A 22,803-nucleotide genomic window follows, 5' to 3' on the forward strand; every position below is an offset into this window, starting at 1 on the left:
GGATCAGCCCGCCACTGCGATGGCCACACCGGACAGGGCAGCGATAAGGCCCGTTCCGCGCAGCAGCAGCGCAGGTAGGCCGCGCCCTGCGGCAAGGCCCGCGCCATGCAGCAGCGCGGTCGCGACCGCAAAGCCCATCGCATAGACAGCCATCCCCGCTGCGGGCCCCTCGGCCCCATGCGCCCATCCATGCGCCGCACCGAAAATCGCGGCCATGCCGATCAGAGCCGTCAATGGCGGGCGCAACGCCAGGGCAGCCGCCGCGCCGATGACGATGACAGAGGCAAGGATTACAGGCTCGACCGCAGGAAATGGCATTCCCGCAAAGCCCGACACACCGCCCAGCAGCATGGCTGTCACAAAGCTGAGCGGCAGCGCCCAGATTGCGCGACCTCCGATCTGCGCGGCCAGCAGGCCAAGGGCGATCATGGCCAGCATATGATCCGCGCCGCTGAACGGATGGGCAAACCCGCCCGGAAAGCTGCCCGCATCATGGCCCGGATGGGCCAGCGCGGCGGTCGGCAGCGCCACAGCGGTGGCGATGGCAAGGATGCGTTTCACGGCGTTCTCCTATCGAATGGGATGGTGGACGGTAACCAGTTTGGTGCCGTCGGGAAAGGTGGCCTCGACCTGGACGGTCTCGATCATCGAGGGGATGCCAGCCATGCACTGATCGGCCGCGATAACCTCTGCGCCCGCAGCCATCAGATCGGCCACGCTGCGACCCTCGCGCGCGCCCTCGACCACGAAATCGGAAATCAGGGCGATGGCCTCGGGGTGGTTCAGTTTGACACCGCGCGCCAGCCGACCGCGCGCCACCATGGCAGCAAGCGAGACCAGCAGTTTGTCCTTTTCGCGTGGTGTGAGGTTCATCGGTTACTCCTGGTTCTGCCAGACGCGGGGCAGGGCGCCGGGGCGCAGCTTCTCGATCAGGCGCAGCATCTGTCGTCGCAGGGGCCAGGCATCCGGTGCCATGCATCGCGCGATCAGCAGACCATCGCGGGCCGAAGCGGCCCCGTTTACGCCCGGTTCATCCAACACCTCGCGCAGTGGCGTCAGCGCATCTGAGGCGGCTTTGCAGACCAGAACCAGCACGGCGACAGCCCGCATTCCGCCCAGCAGGGCTTGGCCGTGGCCTCTCGCCAGCGCCGCATCATCCAGCCGGAACGGGTCCATCACAAGCAGCCGGCCATCGCGTCGGATCGTCCGACGATCCAGCAGCCGCAGACGCGTCACGGTTTCACCCATCGCGGCGCGACCCAGCACAATGATTTCAATGCCCAGATATTCGGAATCAGCCCTCAGATTGACAGTCGTTTGACGCGTCAGCGCCGCACCATCGAACAGGATGGTTTCCTGCGGCAGCCAATCCAGCCTCGCGCCTTGCCCGATTTCCAGATCTACGCGGGCATCTGCGGGCGGGCCGTCAGCGCGATAGGCGCGTTCGGCGGTTTGGGTGGTGGCGGTGGCGCGCTGGCCGTCGCCCAGCCTGACCTGAAATCCCAGCCGATCCCCCGAGGTCAGCCCGCCCGAGGTGTTCAGAAACACGATCTCGGGGTGGGGTCCATGGCAGCGTGGCAGCATCGCCTTGGCCGAGCCTGACTGGTCCAGCTGCGTCAGCCGACCGCCATCAAAGGCGATCCGGGCCAGACCGATGCTGCGTTGATGAGGCATGGCGTCAAACATGTCCCGTGAATTGGCACGGTGTCAGATCGAGGGATAGGATGCCCGGCGATTGCAGATGCGCGCATCAATCAGATTCTGGGCTGCAGCCTGAAATTTGGGCAGCGCGGTTACGATTCAGGCATCTTGTGTCGCTTCGCCCTGCGCGCGGGCAGCATCGCCGCCAGCCAGCCTGCCTTGATCCGGAAAACGCGGTCAGGTCGCGACGCATATGCCGGGTTTCAAGAAGGGCTTGGAATTTTTTAGCGGACCATTTTCTATTAATTAACGGTGAGTGATATTGAAATGTCCGAAATATATAAAATGGTCGCGCCGGGAACGCCGATATATATCAAGCCCTGAAACGGTCAGCATTTTCAAGAATGGGGTTTGTTTGAGTTTCTGAGATCGACGGCAGCGCGATCGAACAGCGTTCTCCAAGGCGAGGCAGGCCGGTGGGCGATAGGCAGGGACAGCGGTTCTGACGAGCGTTAAGTTCGTCCATCGCCGCGGCTTGCGCATCTTTGCCTGCGCAAGTGACCGCATTTCCGACTGCGCCGACCCGGCCAGGAGGCGTTGCGCGAAATGCCCCTTCCCGCGCGCGCCAAGCCCTTGTATAGCCCCGCTATGACCGACCTTGATCTCATCCGAAATTTCTCGATCGTGGCCCATATCGACCACGGAAAATCCACGCTGGCCGACCGGCTGATCCAGCTGACGGGCACTGTCGCCGAGCGCGACATGAAAGCCCAGATGCTTGACAGCATGGATATCGAACGCGAACGCGGCATCACGATCAAGGCCAACACCGTTCGCATCTCCTATCCGGCCAAGGACGGGCAGACCTATATCCTCAACCTGATCGACACGCCGGGCCATGTCGACTTTGCCTATGAGGTCAGCCGCTCGATGCGCGCGGTCGAAGGCAGCCTGCTGGTGGTCGATGCCACGCAAGGCGTCGAGGCGCAGACGCTGGCGAACGTCTATCAGGCCATCGACGCCGATCACGAAATCGTCCCCGTCCTCAACAAGATCGACCTGCCCGCCGCCGAACCCGACCGCGTCAAGCAACAGATCGAGGATGTGATCGGCATCGATGCCTCTCAGGCGGTGCCGATCAGTGCAAAGACCGGACTGGGCATTCCCGATGTTCTTGAGGCCATCGTCACAAGGTTGCCTGCGCCCAAGGGCGACCGCGACGCGCCTCTCACCGCGATGCTGGTCGACAGCTGGTATGACGCCTATCTGGGCGTTGTGGTCATGATCCGGGTGATGGACGGCACCATTCGCAGGGGCGATCAGGTCAAGATGATGCAGACCGGCGCGACCTACAAGCTGGACAAGCTGGCCGTGCTGACCCCCGCGATGAAAGACATCGCGGAGTTGGGGCCGGGCGAGATCGGCGTGTTCACCGCATCCATCAAACAGGTGCGCGACACCCGCGTCGGCGACACGATCACCCATGAGCGCAAGCCCGCACAGCGCGCCCTGCCGGGTTTCAAACCCGCGCAGCCGGTGGTGTTTTGCGGCCTCTTTCCCGTCGATGCGAATGATTTCGAAACCCTGCGCGACGCCATCGAGAAACTGGCGCTGAACGATGCCAGCTTCAGCTATGAGATGGAAACATCCGCCGCACTTGGCTTTGGCTTTCGCTGCGGTTTCCTTGGGCTGCTGCACCTTGAGGTGATCCGCGACCGGCTGGAACGCGAATACGATCTGGACCTGATCACCACCGCGCCCTCGGTTGTGTTCAAGCTGCATATGCGCGACGGCGAGATCCGCGACCTGCACAATCCCGCCGACATGCCCGATCTGACGCTGGTCGACCACATCGAGGAACCGCGCATCAAGGCGACCATCATGGTGCCCGACGAATATCTGGGCGATGTGCTGAAGCTGTGTCAGGACCGCCGTGGCATCCAGCTGGACCTGACCTATGCCGGCAGCCGCGCGATGGTCGTCTATGACCTGCCGCTGGCCGAGGTGGTGTTCGACTTTTACGACCGGCTGAAATCGGTGACCAAGGGCTATGCCTCGTTCGATTACCAGATCAGCGAATATCGCGAGGATTTCCTGGTCAAGATGTCGATCCTTGTGAACGACGAACCCGTCGACGCGCTGGCGCTGATGGTTCACCGCGACCGCGCCGAGGCGCGCGGCCGCGTCATGGTCGAAAAGCTGAAAGAACTGATCCCGCGCCACATGTTCAAGATCCCGATCCAGGCGGCAATCGGTTCCCGCGTGATCGCGCGCGAAACCCTGTCAGCGATGCGCAAGGATGTGACCGCCAAATGTTATGGCGGTGATGCCACGCGCAAGAAAAAGCTGTTGGAAAAGCAGAAAGCGGGCAAGAAGAAGATGCGCCAGTTCGGGAAAGTAGAGATCCCGCAGACGGCGTTCATTCAGGCATTGAAGATGGAGTGATCGGACCGCCGGAGCAAGCCGTGTGAAAACGGCCCGGCGGACCGTTTCCGAGGCTAAGATGGTTCTTGTCCACAGCCCATCCCGCCACGCCCAAGCGCGACGTGTGAACGGTCAGCGACAATCCGCATGCAGACGCTCAGTTCCTGCGCGAACCGGGGAACCAGACCTGCATCCAGCCGTCGATCCAGGCGCGTTGCCATTCCTGCATCAACTCGGTCTGGGCCTTGTTCATCTCGGCCATCATGACGCCACGGGTGGCATTGGTCATGCTGTTGGCGGCCGACAGCCATGCGCTCATCCAGGGGTTTTTCATGAGATGCTCTCCGCGTGATCAGCAGGGGGAATTTCCCCGGCATTGGCAGCATATCACAAGCTTGAGGGCAGAGGGTAGATGCTGATGACGGTTCCAAGCGGCTTGCGGCCGATGCGGCAAGAAAATGCCCTCTGCAAACCAATGCAGAGGGCAAAACCGGTCAAAAAAGCAATCGTGGTTTACTCGGCGGTGATCGTGACCATCACCAACTCGTCGTTGAGGCGGATCGGGCCGTCTTCGGTGGCGCCAAGCGTGTATTCAAACCCGCCCGTGGTCATACCGCCGTCTTCGCCATGGACCATCAGCATCAGCATGTCGCCGCTGGCGACGTCTTCGGTCAGAATCGCTGCGACATCAGCGGTTTCACCCTCGCGGATGGGGGCGTAACCGACGACGGGGCCCGGCTTCATCTCGGCATCGGTGCGATGCACGACCAGCCAGCCATTCGCGGGTGCGACGACTTTGGTGGCGCTGACGACACCGTTGGCGACGCTTTGATCAGCGGCTTCAACCATCGGGGTCATGTCCTGCGCAAAAGCAGTGGTGGCAAGGCCAGTGGCCAGGGCGGCAATTGCAAAAACTTTCATATCATCCTCCATTAGATGCTGACCAAATCTGGCCAGTTACTCCTATGCACGGAATGTGGCGCGCTAAGTTGCGGGCGCTGACGGTTTCGTGATCAGGTGGCGTTAACGCCGCATTAACCCTGACACGATAATGCTGGCGGCCATGCGCTATTGGCTTTCCCTGCTGCTTATTCTTGCTGCCTGCGATAGGCCGCATCCCACCATGATGGGTGCGGTGCGCCATGAGGTCACGATCGAGGGCATTCGATTTGTGGTCTTTCAGAAAGGAAGTGAGGCAGAGGTGCTGCGCATGGGCTATCTGACCCGCAGTCAGCGCGGTGCGGTCCCGGCGTTGATGGTGCGGGCCGTGGCCCAGACGACAGGCTGCCGCGTGATCCCCGACAGCCTGCGCACCCGCATTCCGGGCGATACCGGCGAGGCGATGGTCGATCTGGACTGCTAATCCTGCGGCAGAAAATCCGCGATGGCTTCGGCTGTCTCGGCGGGCTTGTCGCCATGCAGCCAGTGATCGGCGCCTTCGATACGCTGGATTTTCGCCTGCGGGAACAGCCGCATGATTTCGGCCTCTCCGTTCGCATCGACATAATCGGACTGTGCGCCAGCCAGGCACAGAACCGGGCCAGAGAAATTGCCGGCTGTCACCTGATCGTCCGGCCAGCCGACCAATTTGTCCATCTGGTCGCGCAGCACCTTGAGGTTCAATGTCCAGCGCGGCGGCTGTGACTTGAGATCAAGCGATTGCAGGAAGAACGCGCGCAGGCTGGGGGCGTGCAAGGTTTCGGCCAGCCGGCGGTCAGCCTCTGATCGGCGGTCGACACCGCTCAGATCCAGTGCCTCCATCAGGTCGATATAGCCGCTTTGGTCATGGGTATAGGCAACCGGTGCGATATCCATCACCACCAGTCGATTGACCAGATCGGGCTGGGTCAGTGCCAGCATCATCGCGGCCTTGCCGCCCATGGAATGGCCAATCACATCAGCCTGACCGCCATTCGCCTCGATCACCTGTGCCAGATCATCCGCGAGTGCGGCGTAGCTGTGATCATCGTCGTGAAAACTGTCGCCATGATTGCGCATGTCGACGCTGATCACCCGGCGTCCTTCGTCCAGGCGTCGGGCGATTCCACCCAGATTGCGTCCCTGTCCGAATAGCCCATGAGCCAGCAGGATCGGCGTGCCGGGCCCGTCGCCCGATATCGTTGTATTCAGCATCATGGGCGGCACCATAGACCGGCTGGCGCCGGCCTGCCAACGCGTTTATGGTCCCGCTCATGAGCAGGATTGCCGAAACACCCGATGATATCCGCGAGATGGCCGATGAGGTCGCGCGTCTGATGGTCGATCGCTTTGGCGGCGCGCGCCGGGGCGAGTTTCCGTCGCTGACTGATATGATCCGTCGACGCGGCGGGGCGCTGCCGCGCAGGCTGCGGGGGCAGGCGCGACAGTTGGCCAAGGCCGATCAGATGGTGGCCCAACCGCGTGCTGCGCTGCAGATGGACAAGCGGTCTGCATCGCGCGCTCATGCGGCGCTGTTGGCTCATCTGCGACCACTTGGCAGCGTCAGTCGGTGGAAGAACCGAACGGTGAATTTCGCGGCTTCGGTCGCGCTTGGTCTGCTGGTTCTGGCGGCTGTGGTGATCTGGGTGATGGTGCGGCGCGGTCATTTATGACCGCTGGCGCGGCCAGTGTCACGGTGACAAAGCTGACATAAAGCAGCAGATACCACGACCCCATCTTGGCAAAGCTGACCATCTGCGCCTCATGCTGCCCGGCATATAGCCATGTGCCCGAACGCGTTCCGATATTCTCGGCGATCCACAGGAACAGGCTGGACAGGCCTGCCGCCAGAACCAACGGCATCCGGTAATAGCTGGTCAGCCTGAACCAGACCCATGTACGTCCATAGATGGCGATGGTCGCGGCAAACAGCAGCCAGCGGATGTCGGGCAGGAAATGATGCGCGAAGAAGTTCACATAGATTGCCACCGCCAGCCCGACCGTCAGCCAGAACGGCGGATAGGGCCGAAAGCGCATGTCAAAGATGCGCATCGCGCGGGCCATGAACGACCCGACGCTGGCATACATGAATCCCGAAAACAGCGGCACGCCCTCGATCCGGAACAGCGCGGCTTCGGGATAGGACCATGATCCGGCCCAGGTCTTGAACAGCTCCATCGCGGTGCCGGTCAGGTGAAACAGCAGGATCACCCGCGCCTCGGCCCAGCTTTCCAGCCGAAAGATCAGAAACAGCGCCTGCACCGAGATCGCAAAGAGAAAGAGCGCATCATAGCGTTCAACGGGCCAACCCGGCTGCCAGATGGACTTGCTGACCAGAATGGCGATCAGCAGCAGCCCGCCAAACAGCGCGGCCCAGCCCATTTTCAGCGTGAACATCGCCAGATCGACAAGAGGGCCGGGCAAACGGGCGCGTGCCCAATCGCCAAGCCTGCGTTCAAGGCTGCGGGTCGTGTTGACCCGCAGATCAGGCGCCGTCACATGCCCTCATAAAGATGGAAGCGGGCGCAAAGTTCGGCCACCTCGGCCTTCACCTTGTCCTCGACCGCGGCATTGCCGTCTTCGCCATTGGCGGCAAGCCCGTCGACAACTTCGGTGATCCAGCGCGCGATCTGGCGGAACTCGTCTTCCTTGAAACCGCGCGTGGTGCCTGCCGGTGTGCCAAGGCGGATGCCCGAGGTCACGAACGGCTTTTCAGGATCAAACGGCACGCCGTTCTTGTTGCAGGTGATATGTGCGCGGCCCAAGGCGGCCTCGGTTGCCTTGCCGGTCACGCTTTTGGGGCGCAGATCGGCCAGCATCAGGTGGTTGTCGGTGCCGCCCGAGACGATGTCGATGCCGCCCTTCATCAATTCATCCGCCATTGCCTGCGCGTTCTTGACGACCTGGGCTGCGTAATCCTTGAAGCTGGGGTCCAGCGCCTCTTTGAACGCCACGGCTTTGGCGGCGATGACATGCATCAGCGGGCCGCCCTGCAGGCCGGGGAACACGGCCGAGTTGATCTTCTTGGCAATGTCGGGGTTGTTGGTCAGCACCATGCCGCCGCGCGGACCGCGCAGTGATTTATGCGTGGTGGTGGTGACGACGTCGGCATGGGGCAGGGGCGAGGGGTGCTGCCCGCCTGCGACCAGACCAGCGATATGAGCCATGTCGACCATCAGATAGGCGCCGACCTCGTCCGCGATCTTGCGGAAGGCCGCCCAATCCCAGACGCGGCTATAGGCGGTGCCGCCAGCCACGATCAGCTTGGGCTTGTTCTGGCGGGCGGATTCGGCAATCGCCTCCATATCCAGCAGTTGATCCTGCTTGCGCACGCCGTAGCTGACCACGTTGAACCACTTGCCCGACATGTTCACGGGCGAGCCGTGGGTCAGGTGACCGCCAGAGTTCAGGTCCAGCCCCATGAAGGTGTCGCCGGGCTTCAGCAGCGCCAGAAAGACCGCCTGGTTCATCTGGCTGCCGCTGTTCGGTTGAACGTTGGCGAATTCGCAGTTGAACAGTTCTTTGGCCCGGTCGATGGCCAGGTTTTCCACGATATCGACATATTGGCAGCCGCCGTAATAGCGCTTGCCCGGATAACCTTCGGCATATTTGTTCGTCAGAACGCTGCCTTGCGCTTGCAGCACGGCGCGGCTGACGATGTTTTCCGATGCGATCAGTTCGATTTCGTCGCGCTGTCGGCCCAGTTCCTGACCAATGGCCTTGGCGATCGCGGGATCGCTGTCGGCCAGCGCTTCGGTAAAGAAATCATGTGTCTGGTTGTTCATCTGCTGTCTCCCGGATCGACTGCTGCTGTCGCCGTCTCTTTAGCCGAGTGCCGCGGGTGTATAAACAGCGAATCCGACCTGAAACGGGCAGGAAGCGGTATCGCGCGTCAGTGCAGGCGTTCGGAGGGCAGAAACTGCGAAACCAGCCAGCCCATCATGATGCCGATCACCAGGGGCAGCGGGGCGAGATTGGTGACCATGAAGATCAGCACCAGCAACACGACCAGCGGCTTGTTCATGCCGACCGTGCAGCAGGCAGCCACCCCGGCGGCGGCGGCGAGGCCCAGATCCATGCCGGGGATCATCGCGGCCAATGCAGCCCCCGCGGCAGCCCCGCCCATGGCCAGCGGCATGATCGGCCCGCCCAGCCATTTCGATGACAGGCACAGCGCCAGTGCCAGGACCTTCAGCAGCGCCAGCAGGACAAGATAGCCGGCCCCAAGGGCAGTGCCATGCTCTGACAGATGCGCCAATTCGTGCTGGCCGTTGAAACGCAGCACCGGGAAAGTCGCAGCCAACAGCGCAAAAACCGCCGTGCCCACGATCACCTGCAACCGGACATCGCGCGAGATGGCGCGTAGCCCGTGCGAAAACCAGTGCAGTCCACCGACATAAACGGCACCCGCCAGTGCGCCTGCCAGCCCTGCCGCAAGCGCGTGCAGCATTTGCAGCGGGGAAAAGGGCAGCGTGGTCGCCGGCAGCGGAATGCGCATACCGGGCCCATCGGGCAGAACCATGCCGGCCAGCATGATCCCGGCCAGCCCGGCCAATGCTGCCAGAACTAGCAGCGGCCAGGGCGCATCGGGGCCGTCATTGGTATAGCTGGCCGCACCGGGGGGTGAGCCATACAACCCGCCAAGCGCCCCTGCGGCACCGATCTGGCCGATCAGCTGCGCCTCTTTTACGTCCTGCGCAATCCGCATTGAAATCAGCGCCGACAGCTCGGCCACCACTGCAAGAATGCCTGCCTCGGGGCCGATCGCGCCGCCGAAGCCGACCGAGACGATCCCCAATGCCGCCATGGATGCCGCCTTGCTGGGTGGCGCGCGCGCGCCTTCACGGCTTTGGTCAAGCTGGGTGTCGAAATCGTCGTCGGGAATGCGAAAGCGCAGCACGGCGATCAAGGCGCCGCCCGCCAGAATGGTCAGCGCGATCCGCAATGCACCCGGTTCACCGAACCAGATCAATTGCTCAAACGCGTGCATCAAGGTCAGGACGATTGCCGTCACCATGCCAGCCGCGAGCCCCAGCAGAACGGAGGTCAGAATTGGGCGCGTCATCACATCCCTCGCTTTGCAGTCTTTTTCCTGATTATGGCAAAGAATCGTGCCGGCGAACATAACCCCTTATCGGGGCTTGCCATCCTGCCCTGCAGCAGAAAAGCTGAGCGGGGATTTCGAGGGCGGTGAAAGCGATGCGCAATATCATGTTCGTGGCAAGCGAGACGCCGGTGGCGCAGGACTCGCTGGCGCGGCTGACAGAGCGTTATGGTCAGGTGTCGCTTGATCAGGCCCAGGTAATTGTGGCGCTTGGCGGCGATGGTCTGATGCTGGCCACCTTGCATCGCAACACGGGCCTGCCGGTCTACGGCATGAACCGCGGCACCATCGGCTTCATGATGAACGACTTTTCCGAAAACGACCTGCCTGATCGCATCGCCCGGGCCGAGCCCACGGTGACCAACCCGCTGGCGATGCTGGCGGGTTCGGCAGACGGGCGCGAACAGCGCGCGCTGGCCATCAACGAGGTCGCCCTGCTGCGCGCCGGCCCGCAGGCGGCCAAGCTGCAGATCACCGTCAATGGTCGCATCAGGATGGAAGAACTGGTCTGTGACGGGGCCTTGCTGTGCACGCCAGCGGGATCGACCGCCTACAATTATTCCGCCCATGGTCCCATCCTGCCGATGGGGTCCGATGTTCTGGCCCTGACCGCTATCGCGGCCTTTCGTCCGCGCCGCTGGCGTGGTGCGATCCTGCCAAAATCCGCGACGGTCCGCTTTGACGTGCTGGAACCGGACAAGCGCCCGGTCATGGCGGATGCGGATTCGCGCGGTGTCGAGTCGGTGCAATGGGTCGAGATCCGGTCCGAACCTGCGATCGAGCATCACATCCTGTTCGATCCCGGCCACGGGCTGGAAGAGCGGCTGACCCGCGAACAGTTCGTCTGACTTCTCCTTTGGGGCTCTCGGCGCCGCCGCGGTCTCAACGACCGACCGTTGATCGGGCCGCATTGCGCAGCCTCTCAACACAGACTACATCCGCGCCTATGGAAAACCGCGCCGACCTCCCGCCCGAAATCGCCCGCCGCCGGACCTTTGCGATCATCTCGCATCCCGATGCCGGCAAGACGACACTGACCGAAAAATTCCTGCTGTTCGGCGGGGCAATCCAGATGGCCGGTCAGGTCCGTGCCAAGGGTGAGGCGCGGCGCACGCGCTCGGATTTCATGAAGATGGAACAGGATCGCGGCATTTCGGTCAGCGCATCGGCCATGTCGTTCGAATATGACGGGCATCGCTTCAATCTAGTCGATACACCGGGCCACAGCGACTTTTCCGAAGACACCTATCGCACACTGACCGCAGTGGATGCCGCGATCATGGTGATCGACGGGGCAAAAGGCGTCGAATCGCAGACACGCAAGCTGTTCGAGGTCTGCCGTCTGCGCGATCTGCCGATCCTGACCTTCTGTAACAAGATGGACCGCGAAAGCCGCGATACATTCGAGATCATAGACGAGATACAGGAAAATCTGGCCATCGACGTGGCACCGGCAAGCTGGCCCATCGGCGTTGGCCGCGAATTCATCGGCGCCTATGATCTGCTGCATGACCGGCTGGAAATCATGGACCGGGCCGACCGCAACAAGGTTGCAGAAACGGTCAAGATCACCGGGCTCAATGATCCCAAGCTGGCCGATCATATCCCCGCAGACCTGCTGGAAAAGCTGCGCGAAGAGGTCGAGATGGCACGCGAATTGCTGCCGGCCTTTGATCGCAAATCATTCCTCGAAGGGCATCTGACGCCGATCTGGTTCGGCAGCGCCATCAACAGTTTCGGCGTGCGCGAGTTGATGGACGGAATCCGTCAATACGGCCCCGAACCGCAGCCGCAATTATCGGCAGAGCGTGAAATCGCGCCCGAGGAAAAGGCCGTCACCGGCTTTGTCTTCAAGGTGCAGGCGAATATGGACCCCAAGCACCGCGACCGTGTGGCCTTCGTGCGTCTGGCATCGGGTCATTTCGAACGCGGCATGAAGCTGACGCATGTGCGCAGCAAAAAGCCGATGGCGATCAGCAACCCCGTGCTGTTTCTCGCCGCCGACCGCGAACTGGCGGATGAGGCATGGGCCGGCGATATCATCGGCATCCCGAACCACGGCCAGTTGCGCATCGGTGACGCGCTGACCGAAGGCGAGGGGCTGCGCTTTACCGGTATTCCGTCCTTTGCGCCGGAACTGCTGCAATCGGTTCGCGCGGGCGATCCGATGAAGGCCAAGCATCTGGAAAAGGCGCTGATGCAATTCGCCGAAGAGGGTGCCGCCAAGGTTTTCAAGCCGATGATCGGGTCTGGCTTTATCGTCGGCGTCGTCGGCGCCCTGCAGTTCGAGGTGCTGGCCAGCCGGATCGAGATGGAATACGGCATCCCCGTGCGGTTCGAGGCCAGCCAGTTCACCAGCGCCCGTTGGGTGACCGGCCCGACCGCCAAGCTTGACGGTTTCGCCAATGCCAACAAGCAGCACATGGCGACCGATCATGACGGAGACCCGGTTTTCCTGACGCGGTTGCAGTGGGATATCGACCGGGTGCAACGCGATCATCCCGATCTGAAACTGTCCTCGACCAAGGAAATGATGGTCTGACGCAGCGGCCGCGCGGATTTCCGCGCGACTGCCCGTTTGTCCTCAGGCGGCGTTTGCCTTGTCCAGCATCTGATCGACCATCGCATTCGCGATCTCGTTCGTGGTGCGGCCCTCGGCATCGGCGCGTTGCAGCATCTCTTGAACACGGCCCGCGATTCCGTCCAGCCGCGCGCGGCGGTAGTTTTCGCCGCGGCGATGGATCTCGCCGGCCGCGCTGATGATGCCGCCGGCATTCACCACATAATCGGGCAGATAGGTGATGCCGCGATCTTGCAGGACGCGTGCCATCTCGGGCGTGGAAAGCTGGTTGTTCGCCGCGCCGCAGACCAGTCGCGCGGTCAGTTGCGGCACCGTACCGGCGTTCAGCGCGCCGCCAAGGGCACAGGGGGCAAAGATATCCATCTCTTGCTGAAAGACCTGATCGGGGGCGATCACCTCGGCGCCGAGCCGGGTCGATGCATCCTCGAGGGCGGCATCGTTGATGTCGGTCACGATCAGATGGGCACCGGCATCTTTCAGCTTTTCGGCCAGCGACATGCCGACATGGCCCAGACCCTGTACCAGAACCTTGCGTCCGGTCAGATCGTCGCTGCCAAAGACATGTGCTGCGCCAACTTTGAGACAGCGAAACACCCCTTCGGCAGTCCAAGGCGAGGGATCGCCCGAACCATGATCACCGCCTGCCAGTCCGACGGCATAGCGCGTCTCTTCGGCGGCAAAGGCCATGTCCTCGGTCGAGATGCCGACATCCTCGGCGGTGTAATAGCTGCCTTGCAACGACTCGACCGCACGACCAAAGGCACGCATCAGATCGGGTGTCTTGTCACGGCGCGCGTCGCCGATGATGACCGATTTGCCGCCGCCCAGACCCAGGTCGGCCATGGCGTTCTTGTAGGTCATGCCGCGCGCCAGCCGGGTCACGTCTGCCACGGCTTCGTCGTCGCTGGCATAGTCCCACATGCGGCAACCGCCAGCGGCCGGGCCAAGGGCCGTCGAATGGACGCAGATCAGGGCGCGCAGCCCGGCATCGCTGTCTTCGGCCAGCACCAGTCGTTCAAAATCGGGCTGTTCGAGTTCGGTCAGTTTCAGGCTCATCCCGGTGTCTCCTCCCTGAGGGCGCGCCATGACAGGGCGCAGAATGGGTGCAGAAATGCGGCATTGGAGGGGCATTGCAAGCCTAGCATCCTTTGCAAAGAAGCCTTCATTTTGCCGGTATTTTTTGGCCAATATGTCAGGCCTCCGCGCAATTTTCGGGAAGGGCGGCTGCGGGTTTCCGGTTGGCTTGCGGCCGGTCCGATTCGCTTTGCTTTGGCGATTGCCGCTGCGGTGCAAATGGAAACGCCGCAAGCGGATGGCTTGCGGCGTGGTCTGTCCGGAAAGGTGTGCTGAAGTCAGAACGGGATTTCGTCATCGTAATCTGACCGGCCACCGCCGCCGCCACTGCTGCTACCGCCGCCAGAGGACGGGCCGTCGCCATATCCGCCGCCCTGATCGCCATAGCCGCCACCGCTGCTGCCGCGTCCACCGCCGCCGCCCGAACCGCCGCCGCCTTCACCGCGGCCGTCCAGCATTGTCAGTTCGCTGCGGAAAGGGCGCAGCACGACCTCGGTCGAGTACCGATCGTTGCCCGCTTGGTCCTGCCATTTGCGGGTTTCCAGCTGGCCCTCGATATAGACCTTGCTGCCCTTCTTTAGATATTGTTCGGCAACGCGGCCAAGCGGTTCGGAAAAGATCGCCACCGAATGCCATTGGGTGCGTTCCTGACGCTCGCCGCTGTTGCGGTCTTTCCATTGTTCGGATGTGGCGATGCGCAGGTTTACCACCTTGCCGCCATTCTGAAAGGTCCGGACCTCGGGGTCCTGACCCAGATTGCCGATCAGGATGACCTTGTTGACGCTGCCTGCCATATTTGCCTCGAAGTTCTTGCGTGTCGTGTTGGTCTAACCCGTGCTGGCAGCAAGCGGCAAGCAGTAATAGACGAGGCGGGATAGCTGTCGAAGGTCGTTCGAGGTAGGCAAGTTTCCGCCTATATGGGGCGGGGGTACAGGACCGAAATGCGACTTGCTGGCCCGATCAGCCATGGTGATGTATAGTTCGGTAAAAATCTGAGGGCGGTGACGAATGACAATTTCCAAAACTGGGCGCTTTATCGCGCTGGCTGTGCTTGGCGCAGCGGTCGCCATGCCGGTGGCCGGGCCTGTCCATGCCGAGGGGCTGAGGCTGTCAGGGTCATCGTCGAAATCGCGGGCTGAACAATTCGCGCGCCAGACAAGGCTGATGGATTCGCGACTTGCCGGCCAGTATCAGCAATCGGCCCGGCTGCAGCCCGGCGCGAACAACAAATCGGTCGTCACGATTGAATTGTCGCCGAACATCCCTGCCTATCGCGGCAAAAAGACGACATACATGCCCCATGCGCAGGCTGCGGCCCGCAAATACGGCATCCCCGAAAACCTGTTCCTGAGGCTGGTGCAACAGGAAAGCGGCTGGAATCCTTCGGCCCGTTCGCACAAGGGCGCCATGGGTCTGGCGCAGTTGATGCCCGGAACCGCGGCCAATCTGGGTGTCAACCCGCGTGATCCGGTGCAGAACCTCGAGGGCGGGGCGCGTTACCTGCGGATGATGTACAACCAGTTCGGCGATTGGCGTCTGGCGCTGGCGGCCTACAACGCAGGCCCGGGCGCTGTGGCCAAGTATCGCGGCATCCCGCCTTACCGCGAGACGCGCAATTACGTGCGGATCATCGCGGGCAGCTGAGCGGCTGCAAACCCGATCCGAAAGGCGCCGTCGCTCGACTGGCGCCTTTTTTCATGCGCGCCGTGCGGCCTCGGAACGGATGGGTTTGCTGTGACCCGCAGGCATTCAGCGGCGTGACAAACGCCAATGCGGGCCGGCGTCAACGGCCGCCCATGCCGCCACGCATCAGCAGGCGGCGCAGGGGCGCGATCCCATGCAAAAGGCCCAGCCCTGCAGCGCGCATGTCCTGAAGGGGTCTGCTGCCGGCCATGCTGGCGCGGTTCAGCGTGTCGATGCCCATCAGCCGCGTCATCGCCTCGGGTCGGCGCGCGCGGTTATAGGCCGCCAGCGCCTGACGATTGCCCGGATCATCCGCCGACAGGTCAACCAGCGCGGCCAGATCGGCCAGGCTCATGTTCAGCCCCTGCGCACCGATGGGCGGCACGACATGCGCGGCCTCTGCCACCAGCGCGACCCGTGGGGCATCGAAACGGTCCGCGATCTGACTGATGATCGGCCAGACGCTCAGGCGCGTGACCGGGGTCAGCCAGCCCAGCATTCCGGCCGAGCGCTGGTTCAGCGCTTGGGCGAAATCCGCGTCGGGCAGGGCGGCGAGCCGGGCGATTTCCGGGCCGCGATCCATCCAGACGATGGCCGAACAGGGCAACCCGTCCCGGTCGGGCAGCGGGACCAGCGTGAAGGGGCCGCCGCTGCGATGCACCTCGGTCGAGACATTGTTGTGCGGCAATTCATGGGTCACCGCAAAGGCCAGCGCCTTCTGGCCATAGCGAAAACGCCGCACCCCGATGCCCAGTGCCTGCCGCACCGGGCTATTGCGCCCATCGGCGGCGACCACCAGCCGGGCGCGAACCCGCGTGCCGTCGCCAAGCGTCACAAAGGCCGCATCGTCACGCGCGATCAGGCCGGCGGTGCCGGTGCCGGTCAACAGCCGCACGCCCGCCAGATCATCCAGCAGCGCCATAACCTCGCGCCGGATCAGCCAGTTGGGCAAGTTCCAGCCAAAGGGCTGGTCGTCGCGCAGATCGCTGGCATCGAAATCGCGGATCAGTCGCGCGCGTGGTTCGGCCCCGCCCGCATCGACGATGCGCATCACCCGCAGCGGCGTCGCATGGGGTGCCAGCAATGGCCACAGACCGATCCGGTCCAGAAACTCGACCGAAGGGGTCAAAAAGGCGGTGCTGCGCAGATCGGCGCCGGCATCTGTCTCGGTTGTCACCGGCGGCGTCGGATCAACGCATAGCACTTGGTATCCCTGCAGACCAAAGGCCGCAGCCGCGATCAGGCCAGCAGGCCCGCCGCCCGATATCAGGATATCGACCTGCTGATCTGCCGCACTCATCCCAACCCCCGCAGAAATGCCGTCAGATCGTCGGTGCGATGCTGGACATGGGCACCATGCTGGTGGTCATGGGCCAGTTCGTCAGGCCCATGCCGGCCATTGCCGACCAGCACGGTGCGCATTCCCAGATCATGCGGCACCTGCAGATTGCGGGGATCATCCTCGAAAAAGGCAGCACGCGCCGGGTCGAAGGCCTCGGCCTCGATCACGGTCGCATAGGCGCGCGGGTCGGGTTTGGGGTGGAAATCCACCTCTTCGACACCCCAGATCGCGTCGAACAGCATCAGGCCGCGCCGGTCCAGCACGCGGATCGCATAGGCGCGGTCGGCATTCGTGTGCACGATCTTGCGGCCGGGCAGGGCGCGGATTGCCTCGGCCAGTGCGGGGTCGGGCTGCAGCGCGGAAAAGTCGATGTCATGCACATCGGCCAGATAGGGGCCGGGTTGAATGCCGTGTTCGGACATCAGCCCGGCCAGGGTGGTGCCGTGGTTGCGCCAGTAATCATCGCGCAGCCGTGCCGCCTGTTCCTTTGAGACGCCCAATTGGCGGGTGACGTAATCCGTCATCCGCTGCTCGATCTGCGCAAACAGCGCGACCGAAGGGTCATAAAGCGTGTTGTCCAGATCAAAGATCCAGGTGTCGACATCTGCAAAACTCATGACACATGGCATAGCCCGCGCGATCAGCGCTTGCAATTACGTCCGGTGCGGCCGATTTTCGCAGGCATGAAGGATGCTTACTCGATGATCCTCTCGGCCATTGATGCCGGGGTCTATCAACCTGGTGACCGGCTGGTCGAATCAGAGCTGGCCGAGCGCTTTGGCGTTTCGCGCACGCCGATCCGCGAGGCGCTGCAGCGGTTGGAAACGCAGGCCATGCTGTCACGCGACGGGCGCAGCCTGATCGTCGCGACGCTGGATCACACCCAACTGGCCGAGCTGTATATCGTGCGCGCCGAGTTGGAGGCGCTGGCCGCGAGGCTGGCCGCGCGCCATGCCACACCCGAAGAGGTTCGGGTGATGGCCCAGATGGTCGCGGATGATCGCAAACACCTGAACGAGCCGCGCCTGCTTGCCCGCACCAACCGGCGGTTTCACCACCAGATCCATCTGGCCTCGCACAACCGTTATCTGGTGCAGCAACTCGATCTGGTGCATCGCAGCATGGCGCTGATGGCGCGCACCTCGCTGGCAGCCGAGGGCCGAGGTGCGGTGGCGCTGGACGAACATCAGGACATCGTCGATGCCATTGGCGCCGGCGATGCGCAACGCGCCGACAAGGCGCTGCGCCACCATATCTCGATGGCTTGGGAAACGCGCCTGAAACAGGACGCCGCCGCCGATGTCTGAACCTGTCCCTGGCCTCGACGAGGCTGATCCCAAGCATCTGATCCGCGAAAGCTTTCGCATCGACGGGATCACGGCCGAGGAATGCCGGTCGATCTTTGTCGATTGGGCCCTGTCGCTGCCCGCTACTCTGGAACCCTCACAGGCGGCCCGCGTACTGCTGGATCATTATGCGCCCCTCGCCCGGGCGTCGGGGGGCGCGGCGCATCCGATGGTGCAGATGCTGGTCGAGGGTGCCCGCAACCCGGCGGATAATCCACCACGACGACGCGGTGGGCGCGCCGGGCGCTTTTCGCGGTGAGGCTGATCACGTCGGACGAGGATCTGGCCGAGGGTGCGGCGCATCTGGCGCGCGTCTGCCCGGTCTGGGCGCGTGTATTGCCCGAACTGGGGCCTTTGCCGCTGCAGCGGCGGGCGGACGGGTTCAGCGCGATCATGGATGCCATCGTGTCGCAGCAAATATCGACGCAGGCCGCAGCGGCGATATCGGCGCGTATGGTCGCAGCCGGTCTGAATGATGCCGCAAGGATTGCCGCTGCTGATGATGAAACCCTGCGCGCCTGCGGGTTATCGCGCCCCAAGATCCGTTATCTGCGCGCCATTGCGCAGGCCGGGGTGGATTGGGACGGATTGCGCGCCATGCCCGATGCTCAGGCAATTGCCGCGCTGGTTGCCTTGCCGGGCATCGGCGAGTGGACGGCAGAGATCTATCTGAAATTCGCGCTTGGCCGCGCCGATGTCATTGCCGCAGGCGATCTGGCGCTGCAAGAGGCCGCGCATGTCATGTATGATCTGCCCGAACGTCCCAGCCCGGCTGCCTTGCGCCAGTTGGCCGAGCCATGGCGCCCCTGGCGTGCGGTTGCGGCGCGTGGGCTGTGGGCCTATTACCGGCTGGCAAAGGGGCGCGAGGGCGTTCGTTAGACAGCCGGAGGGACAATGGTTCGGGAATTGAAATCACAGCGCCGCGGGCCGGAAAAAGCCGATGCCGTCGTCGTTTTTCTGCATGGCTATGGCGCAGACGGCGCGGATTTGCTGGGTCTGGCCGATCCCTTGTCGCCGCATTTGCCCGGCACGGCGTTCTATGCCCCGAACGCGCCCGAGCCTTGCGTGAACAATCCGGCGGGCTACCAGTGGTTTCCGATCCCGTGGCTGGACGGCTCGACCGAAGCGCAGGCAAAGGCGTCGATGGGACAGTCTATTGACGATCTTAACGCCTTTTTCGACAAGGTGCTTGGCGATGAAGGCCTGACCGCTGACCGGATGGTCGTTTTCGGCTTTTCGCAGGGCACGATGATGGCGCTGCATGTACTGCCGCGTCGCGATCAGGCTGTGGCGGGGATCGTCGCCTGTTCGGGCCGCCTGCTGGAACCGGAACTGCTGGAGGCCGAGTTACAGGTCAAACCGCCCGTGCTGTTGATGCATGGCGATCAGGACGAAATGGTGCCCTTTGACGATATGGGGGTTGCAGGCGAGGTTCTGGTCGCTGCCGATTTCGAGGTCTACGCCCATGTGATGAAGGGCACCGGTCACGGGATCGCGCCGGACGGGCTGTCGGCCGCGCTTGGCTTTATCACGCAGGTTCTGGGGAAATAGCCACGTCAGAGCGGATCGTCGGCCAGGGCCGCGGCAACATCGCTGTCCACCGGCGTTTCGCAACTGTTCACGATGTATCCCAGCACTGAATAGAACCCCACCGTCGCCATCACGTCGAACATCCCCTTGGCCCCCACCGCCGCGATCAAATCGGCGCGGGTCGAGGGCAGCAGGCGTGCATCCTGCGTCAACTCGTCCACCGCGCGGGCGAGGATGCGATCTTCGTCGCGGACCCCGTCCAGCGGGCCTGACAGGGCCTCGATGCGGCAATCCGACATGCCGGTCTTGCGCGCGCGGACGATGTGATGCGCCCATTCATAAGGCGCGCGCAGGTTGTGACCCGTGCGCAGGATCACGACCTCGCTTTGCTGATCGCTCAGCGCGCGGTCCAGAACCACATGCTGGCGCAGCGGAGCCCAGGCTTGCAGCAGTGCCGGATGATGCGCCATGGTTCGATAAACATTCAGCCCGGTGGCAAACCCGCCCTTCAGTTGCGCCGCGCTTTCGGGCCAGTCGTTGTCGCTTAGGGGTTGGAACTGATCCGGCATCTGCGCATCCTCATGGTGCGAATCGAAATGTTGATATCATCATGTCCCATGTCTTTCCCCGCCATTGCCATAGTCAGCTGCCAACTGCCGTGGGCGGCGAAGGGGTCTGGCTGATAGATGCGGATGGCAAACGCTATCTGGACGGGTCGGGCGGGGCGGCTGTGTCCTGTCTGGGGCATGGCGATGCAGAGGTGACGCAGGCGATCAAGGATCAACTGGACAAACTGGCCTTCGCCCATACCGGCTTTCTGACATCCGAGCCCGCCGAGGCGCTGGCCGATCTGCTGATCGCCCATGCGCCGGGTGATCTGGATCGGGTCTATTTCGTTAGCGGCGGGTCCGAGGCGACCGAGGCCGCGATCAAGCTGGCGCGGCAGTTTTGGGTCGAGAAAGGTCAACCGCAGCGGTCGCGGCTGATCGCGCGGCGGCAAAGCTATCACGGCAATACCATCGGTGCGCTGTCTGCGGGCGGCAATGAATGGCGGCGGCAGCAATTCGGGCCGTTGCTGCTGGATGTCAGCCATATCGCGCCCTGTTATGACTATCGCGACCGGCAGGACGACGAGACACCCGAGGAATACGGTCTCCGCGCCGCCGATGCGCTGCGCGACGAAATTCTGCGCGTTGGCCCCGAGACGGTGATGGCCTTTATGGCCGAACCTGTAGTGGGGGCGACCGCGGGCGCGCTGCCGCCTGCTCCGGGATACTTCCGGCGTATCCGCGAAATCTGCGACGAGTTCGACATTCTGCTGATCCTCGACGAGGTGATGTGCGGCATGGGCCGGACCGGCACGCTGTTTGCCTGCGAACAGGACCACGTCGACCCGGATATTCTTTGTATCGCCAAGGGATTGGGGGCAGGTTATCAACCAATCGGTGCGATGCTCTGCTCGGCCGGGATCTATGACACGATTGCAGGTGGCAGCGGCTTCTTTCAGCATGGGCATACCTATATCGGCCATCCGGTCGCCACGGCCGCCGGTCTGGCGGTCGTGAGCGCGATCCTGGATCGCGGTCTTCTGGCGCAGGTGCAGGCCAAGGGCGAGGCGCTGCAGCAAAAACTGGAGGCACGTTTCGGTCAGCATCCGCATGTCGGTGATATCCGCGGTCGCGGGCTGTTCCGGGGGATAGAACTGGTCGAGGATCGCGCGACCAAGGCCCCGTTCGATCCGGCGCGGGGCGTTGCGGGCAAGCTGAAAAAGGCGGCCTTTGCCAATGGTTTGATCTGCTACCCGATGGCCGGCACCATCGACGGGCGCAGGGGCGACCATATCCTGCTGGCGCCGCCCTTTATCATCTCGGATGAGGAAACCGATATTCTGATCGACCGGCTGGCGGGCGCGATAGAGACGGTTCTTGGCTAAAACGCCGGTGGCTCACGCAATTTCGAATCGGAATTTACCTGACAGGTCTCAGATAATTGACTGATATGACGGCATAAACGAGATAGGTATTCTTACGGATTGCCAATCGCGGTGCTTGCGCTACCGTGTGTAGTAACCCGCATGTGAGTTGCGGGACGAATATGACCAAAAGTGGGAGATCTACATGACCATCGTCAAACCGGCTCTGCTGACAGCAGCTTTCGCGCTCGGCGCGACAGCGGCGCATGCGCAGGAAGAGCGTTTCATGACCATCGGCACGGGTGGCCAGACCGGCGTTTATTACGTCGTCGGCCAGTCAATCTGCCGTCTGGTAAACCGCAATACCGCTGAAACCGGCATCAAATGCACCGCGCCCTCGACGGGTGGTTCGGTCGCCAATGTCAACGCCATCAAGGCGGGCGACATGACCATGGGTGTGGCGCAGTCCGACATCCAGTACCACGCCTATAATGGCAGCTCGGAAGAGTTCGACGGCGACAAGAAATTCGACGGCCTGCGTTCGGTGTTTTCGGTTCACCCCGAGCCCTTCACCGTTGTCGCCCGTCAAGACGCCGGGATCGCCAGCTTTGACGACCTCAACGGCAAGCGCGTGAACGTCGGCAACCCGGGTTCGGGTCAGCTGGCCACCATGGAAGTCGTGCTGGACGCCAAAGGCTGGACGATGGACGATTTCTCGCTGGCCTCGCAGTTGAAGCCGGCAGAACAGTCCGCAGCCCTGGGTGACAACACTGTGGATGCGATCATCTACACGGTCGGTCACCCGAACGGCTCGATCCAGGAAGCAACCTCGACCGTAGAGGCCAATCTGGTGCCGGTCGAAGGCCCGGAAATCGACGCACTGGTCGATGAAAACCCCTATTACGCCAAGGCCGTGATCCCCGGCGGCATGTATGCCGGCAGCGATGACGACACCAACACCTTTGGCGTCAAGGCGACCTTTGTGACCTCGGCCGATGCAGACGAGGACATGGTGTACGAAGTCGTCAAGGCGGTCTTTGACAACTTTGACCGCTTCAAGGGTCTGCACCCGGCATTCGCCAACCTTGAGCCCGAGGCGATGGTTTCCGAAGGCAACAGCGCGCCGCTGCATCCGGGCGCCGAGAAGTACTACAAAGAACAAGGCTGGATCGAGTAATTCAGGCATGTTCGGGCGGCCCTTGCAGGGGCCGCCCTTTCTTTATCCCGGTTCCAACAGCGGGAGGGACA

At 62.8% G+C, this 22,803-nt stretch carries 26 protein-coding genes; 12 read left to right on the forward strand and 14 right to left on the reverse strand.

All coding sequences use genetic code 11. The annotated features are described in order from the left end of the window. Window positions 1-3 precede the first annotated feature (3 nt). Genes CUV01_RS14770 through CUV01_RS14780 form a run of 3 tightly spaced genes read right to left on the reverse strand, consistent with a single transcriptional unit; the run spans window position 4 to window position 1,674 of the window. A complete protein-coding gene (locus CUV01_RS14770; RefSeq protein WP_101461143.1) occupies window positions 4-561 on the reverse strand; it encodes a HupE/UreJ family protein in 558 nt (185 codons plus the stop codon). A gap of 9 nt (window positions 562-570) precedes the next feature. Continuing rightward, window positions 571-873, reverse strand: a complete 303-nt coding sequence (locus CUV01_RS14775; RefSeq protein ID WP_101461144.1) for an urease subunit gamma — start codon at window positions 871-873, stop codon at window positions 571-573. A gap of 3 nt (window positions 874-876) precedes the next feature. Further along, a complete protein-coding gene (locus CUV01_RS14780; RefSeq protein ID WP_232962283.1) occupies window positions 877-1,674 on the reverse strand; it encodes an urease accessory protein UreD in 798 nt (265 codons plus the stop codon). Window positions 1,675-2,289: 615 nt separating this feature from the next. Between CUV01_RS14780 and lepA the strand changes: the two genes are divergently transcribed. After that, window positions 2,290-4,086 (forward strand): translation elongation factor 4, encoded by a 1,797-nt coding sequence (gene lepA, locus CUV01_RS14790; protein WP_101461147.1) that lies wholly within the window; start codon window positions 2,290-2,292, stop codon window positions 4,084-4,086. A 136-nt stretch (window positions 4,087-4,222) separates the two neighbouring features. Here the strand turns inward: lepA and CUV01_RS19715 are convergent, their stop codons facing one another. Together CUV01_RS19715 and CUV01_RS14795 are read right to left on the reverse strand one after the other, a co-directional pair. Then, entirely contained in the window at window positions 4,223-4,399 is a 177-nt protein-coding gene (locus tag CUV01_RS19715) for a hypothetical protein (RefSeq protein ID WP_157994874.1), read from the reverse strand. Between the two features lie 179 nt (window positions 4,400-4,578). Beyond that, complete coding sequence (locus tag CUV01_RS14795; RefSeq protein WP_101462128.1) at window positions 4,579-4,986, reverse strand: DUF7282 domain-containing protein; 408 nt, start codon at window positions 4,984-4,986, stop codon at window positions 4,579-4,581. Window positions 4,987-5,128: 142 nt separating this feature from the next. Here CUV01_RS14795 and CUV01_RS14800 point away from each other — a divergent pair, with 142 nt between their 5' ends. Further along, window positions 5,129-5,428 carry a hypothetical protein gene (locus CUV01_RS14800; RefSeq protein ID WP_101462129.1) on the forward strand — a complete coding sequence of 100 codons (300 nt, stop codon included), beginning with the start codon at window positions 5,129-5,131 and terminating at the stop codon, window positions 5,426-5,428. On the opposite strand, the gene CUV01_RS14805 is transcribed toward CUV01_RS14800, so the two are convergent. After that, window positions 5,425-6,198: an alpha/beta fold hydrolase gene (locus tag CUV01_RS14805; protein WP_422385881.1), complete on the reverse strand. Its 774-nt coding sequence runs from the start codon at window positions 6,196-6,198 to the stop codon at window positions 5,425-5,427. The two genes, CUV01_RS14800 and CUV01_RS14805, sit on opposite strands and share 4 nt — an antisense overlap. Before the next feature lie 59 nt (window positions 6,199-6,257). Here CUV01_RS14805 and CUV01_RS14810 point away from each other — a divergent pair, with 59 nt between their 5' ends. Next, entirely contained in the window at window positions 6,258-6,656 is a 399-nt protein-coding gene (locus tag CUV01_RS14810) for a hypothetical protein (RefSeq protein ID WP_101461148.1), read from the forward strand. On the opposite strand, the gene CUV01_RS14815 is transcribed toward CUV01_RS14810, so the two are convergent. The 3 genes from CUV01_RS14815 to CUV01_RS14825 form a co-directional block, all read right to left on the reverse strand. Then, on the reverse strand, window positions 6,547-7,482 hold the full coding sequence (locus CUV01_RS14815; protein ID WP_338418317.1) for a DUF817 domain-containing protein: 936 nt from the start codon (window positions 7,480-7,482) through the stop codon (window positions 6,547-6,549). The genes CUV01_RS14810 and CUV01_RS14815 overlap by 110 nt on opposite strands. After that, the gene (gene glyA, locus CUV01_RS14820) at window positions 7,479-8,768 is read right to left on the reverse strand and encodes a serine hydroxymethyltransferase (RefSeq protein WP_101461149.1); all 1,290 of its coding nucleotides are present in this window, start codon (window positions 8,766-8,768) and stop codon (window positions 7,479-7,481) included. Before glyA ends, CUV01_RS14815 begins: the two co-directional genes overlap by 4 nt. Before the next feature lie 107 nt (window positions 8,769-8,875). Then, window positions 8,876-10,048, reverse strand: a complete 1,173-nt coding sequence (locus CUV01_RS14825; protein WP_157994875.1) for a chloride channel protein — start codon at window positions 10,046-10,048, stop codon at window positions 8,876-8,878. Between the two features lie 134 nt (window positions 10,049-10,182). On the opposite strand from CUV01_RS14825, the gene CUV01_RS14830 reads away from it, so the two are divergent. Both CUV01_RS14830 and CUV01_RS14835 read left to right on the forward strand, forming a co-directional pair. Then, the gene (locus CUV01_RS14830) at window positions 10,183-10,935 is read left to right on the forward strand and encodes an NAD kinase (RefSeq protein WP_198731830.1); all 753 of its coding nucleotides are present in this window, start codon (window positions 10,183-10,185) and stop codon (window positions 10,933-10,935) included. 98 nt (window positions 10,936-11,033) lie between these two features. Next, window positions 11,034-12,629 carry a peptide chain release factor 3 gene (locus CUV01_RS14835; RefSeq protein ID WP_101461151.1) on the forward strand — a complete coding sequence of 532 codons (1,596 nt, stop codon included), beginning with the start codon at window positions 11,034-11,036 and terminating at the stop codon, window positions 12,627-12,629. Between the two features lie 42 nt (window positions 12,630-12,671). Here CUV01_RS14835 and CUV01_RS14840 read toward each other — a convergent pair whose 3' ends face one another. Together CUV01_RS14840 and ssb are read right to left on the reverse strand one after the other, a co-directional pair. Continuing rightward, entirely contained in the window at window positions 12,672-13,724 is a 1,053-nt protein-coding gene (locus CUV01_RS14840) for a Glu/Leu/Phe/Val family dehydrogenase (protein ID WP_101461152.1), read from the reverse strand. Between the two features lie 296 nt (window positions 13,725-14,020). Then, a complete protein-coding gene (gene ssb / locus CUV01_RS14850) occupies window positions 14,021-14,536 on the reverse strand; it encodes a single-stranded DNA-binding protein (RefSeq protein ID WP_101461154.1) in 516 nt (171 codons plus the stop codon). 274 nt (window positions 14,537-14,810) lie between these two features. Here ssb and CUV01_RS14855 point away from each other — a divergent pair, with 274 nt between their 5' ends. Next, window positions 14,811-15,386: a lytic transglycosylase domain-containing protein gene (locus CUV01_RS14855; RefSeq protein ID WP_232962761.1), complete on the forward strand. Its 576-nt coding sequence runs from the start codon at window positions 14,811-14,813 to the stop codon at window positions 15,384-15,386. A gap of 139 nt (window positions 15,387-15,525) precedes the next feature. Here the strand turns inward: CUV01_RS14855 and CUV01_RS14860 are convergent, their stop codons facing one another. Next, window positions 15,526-16,725 (reverse strand): UbiH/UbiF family hydroxylase, encoded by a 1,200-nt coding sequence (locus CUV01_RS14860; RefSeq protein WP_101461156.1) that lies wholly within the window; start codon window positions 16,723-16,725, stop codon window positions 15,526-15,528. Next, window positions 16,722-17,384 (reverse strand): pyrimidine 5'-nucleotidase, encoded by a 663-nt coding sequence (locus tag CUV01_RS14865; RefSeq protein WP_101461157.1) that lies wholly within the window; start codon window positions 17,382-17,384, stop codon window positions 16,722-16,724. Before CUV01_RS14865 ends, CUV01_RS14860 begins: the two co-directional genes overlap by 4 nt. A gap of 66 nt (window positions 17,385-17,450) precedes the next feature. Here CUV01_RS14865 and CUV01_RS14870 point away from each other — a divergent pair, with 66 nt between their 5' ends. The 4 genes from CUV01_RS14870 to CUV01_RS14885 are packed head-to-tail and all read left to right on the forward strand — an operon-like array spanning window position 17,451 to window position 19,664. Next, window positions 17,451-18,074, forward strand: a complete 624-nt coding sequence (locus CUV01_RS14870) for a GntR family transcriptional regulator (RefSeq protein WP_101461158.1) — start codon at window positions 17,451-17,453, stop codon at window positions 18,072-18,074. Continuing rightward, on the forward strand, window positions 18,067-18,372 hold the full coding sequence (locus tag CUV01_RS14875) for a hypothetical protein (RefSeq protein ID WP_101461159.1): 306 nt from the start codon (window positions 18,067-18,069) through the stop codon (window positions 18,370-18,372). Before CUV01_RS14870 ends, CUV01_RS14875 begins: the two co-directional genes overlap by 8 nt. Next, a complete protein-coding gene (locus CUV01_RS14880) occupies window positions 18,369-18,992 on the forward strand; it encodes a DNA-3-methyladenine glycosylase family protein (RefSeq protein WP_101461160.1) in 624 nt (207 codons plus the stop codon). The genes CUV01_RS14875 and CUV01_RS14880 overlap by 4 nt, the downstream gene beginning before the upstream one ends. Before the next feature lie 15 nt (window positions 18,993-19,007). After that, on the forward strand, window positions 19,008-19,664 hold the full coding sequence (locus tag CUV01_RS14885) for an alpha/beta hydrolase (protein WP_101461161.1): 657 nt from the start codon (window positions 19,008-19,010) through the stop codon (window positions 19,662-19,664). 5 nt (window positions 19,665-19,669) lie between these two features. Here the strand turns inward: CUV01_RS14885 and CUV01_RS14890 are convergent, their stop codons facing one another. After that, the gene (locus CUV01_RS14890; protein ID WP_101461162.1) at window positions 19,670-20,212 is read right to left on the reverse strand and encodes a carboxymuconolactone decarboxylase family protein; all 543 of its coding nucleotides are present in this window, start codon (window positions 20,210-20,212) and stop codon (window positions 19,670-19,672) included. 41 nt (window positions 20,213-20,253) lie between these two features. Here CUV01_RS14890 and CUV01_RS14895 point away from each other — a divergent pair, with 41 nt between their 5' ends. Both CUV01_RS14895 and CUV01_RS14900 read left to right on the forward strand, forming a co-directional pair. Next, the gene (locus CUV01_RS14895) at window positions 20,254-21,576 is read left to right on the forward strand and encodes an aspartate aminotransferase family protein (RefSeq protein ID WP_101461163.1); all 1,323 of its coding nucleotides are present in this window, start codon (window positions 20,254-20,256) and stop codon (window positions 21,574-21,576) included. Window positions 21,577-21,760: 184 nt separating this feature from the next. Further along, a complete protein-coding gene (locus tag CUV01_RS14900; protein WP_101462133.1) occupies window positions 21,761-22,732 on the forward strand; it encodes a TAXI family TRAP transporter solute-binding subunit in 972 nt (323 codons plus the stop codon). The last annotated feature ends 71 nt before the right edge of the window (window positions 22,733-22,803 follow it).

The organism is Paracoccus tegillarcae (genome assembly GCF_002847305.1).
GTDB lineage: Bacteria > Pseudomonadota > Alphaproteobacteria > Rhodobacterales > Rhodobacteraceae > Paracoccus > Paracoccus tegillarcae.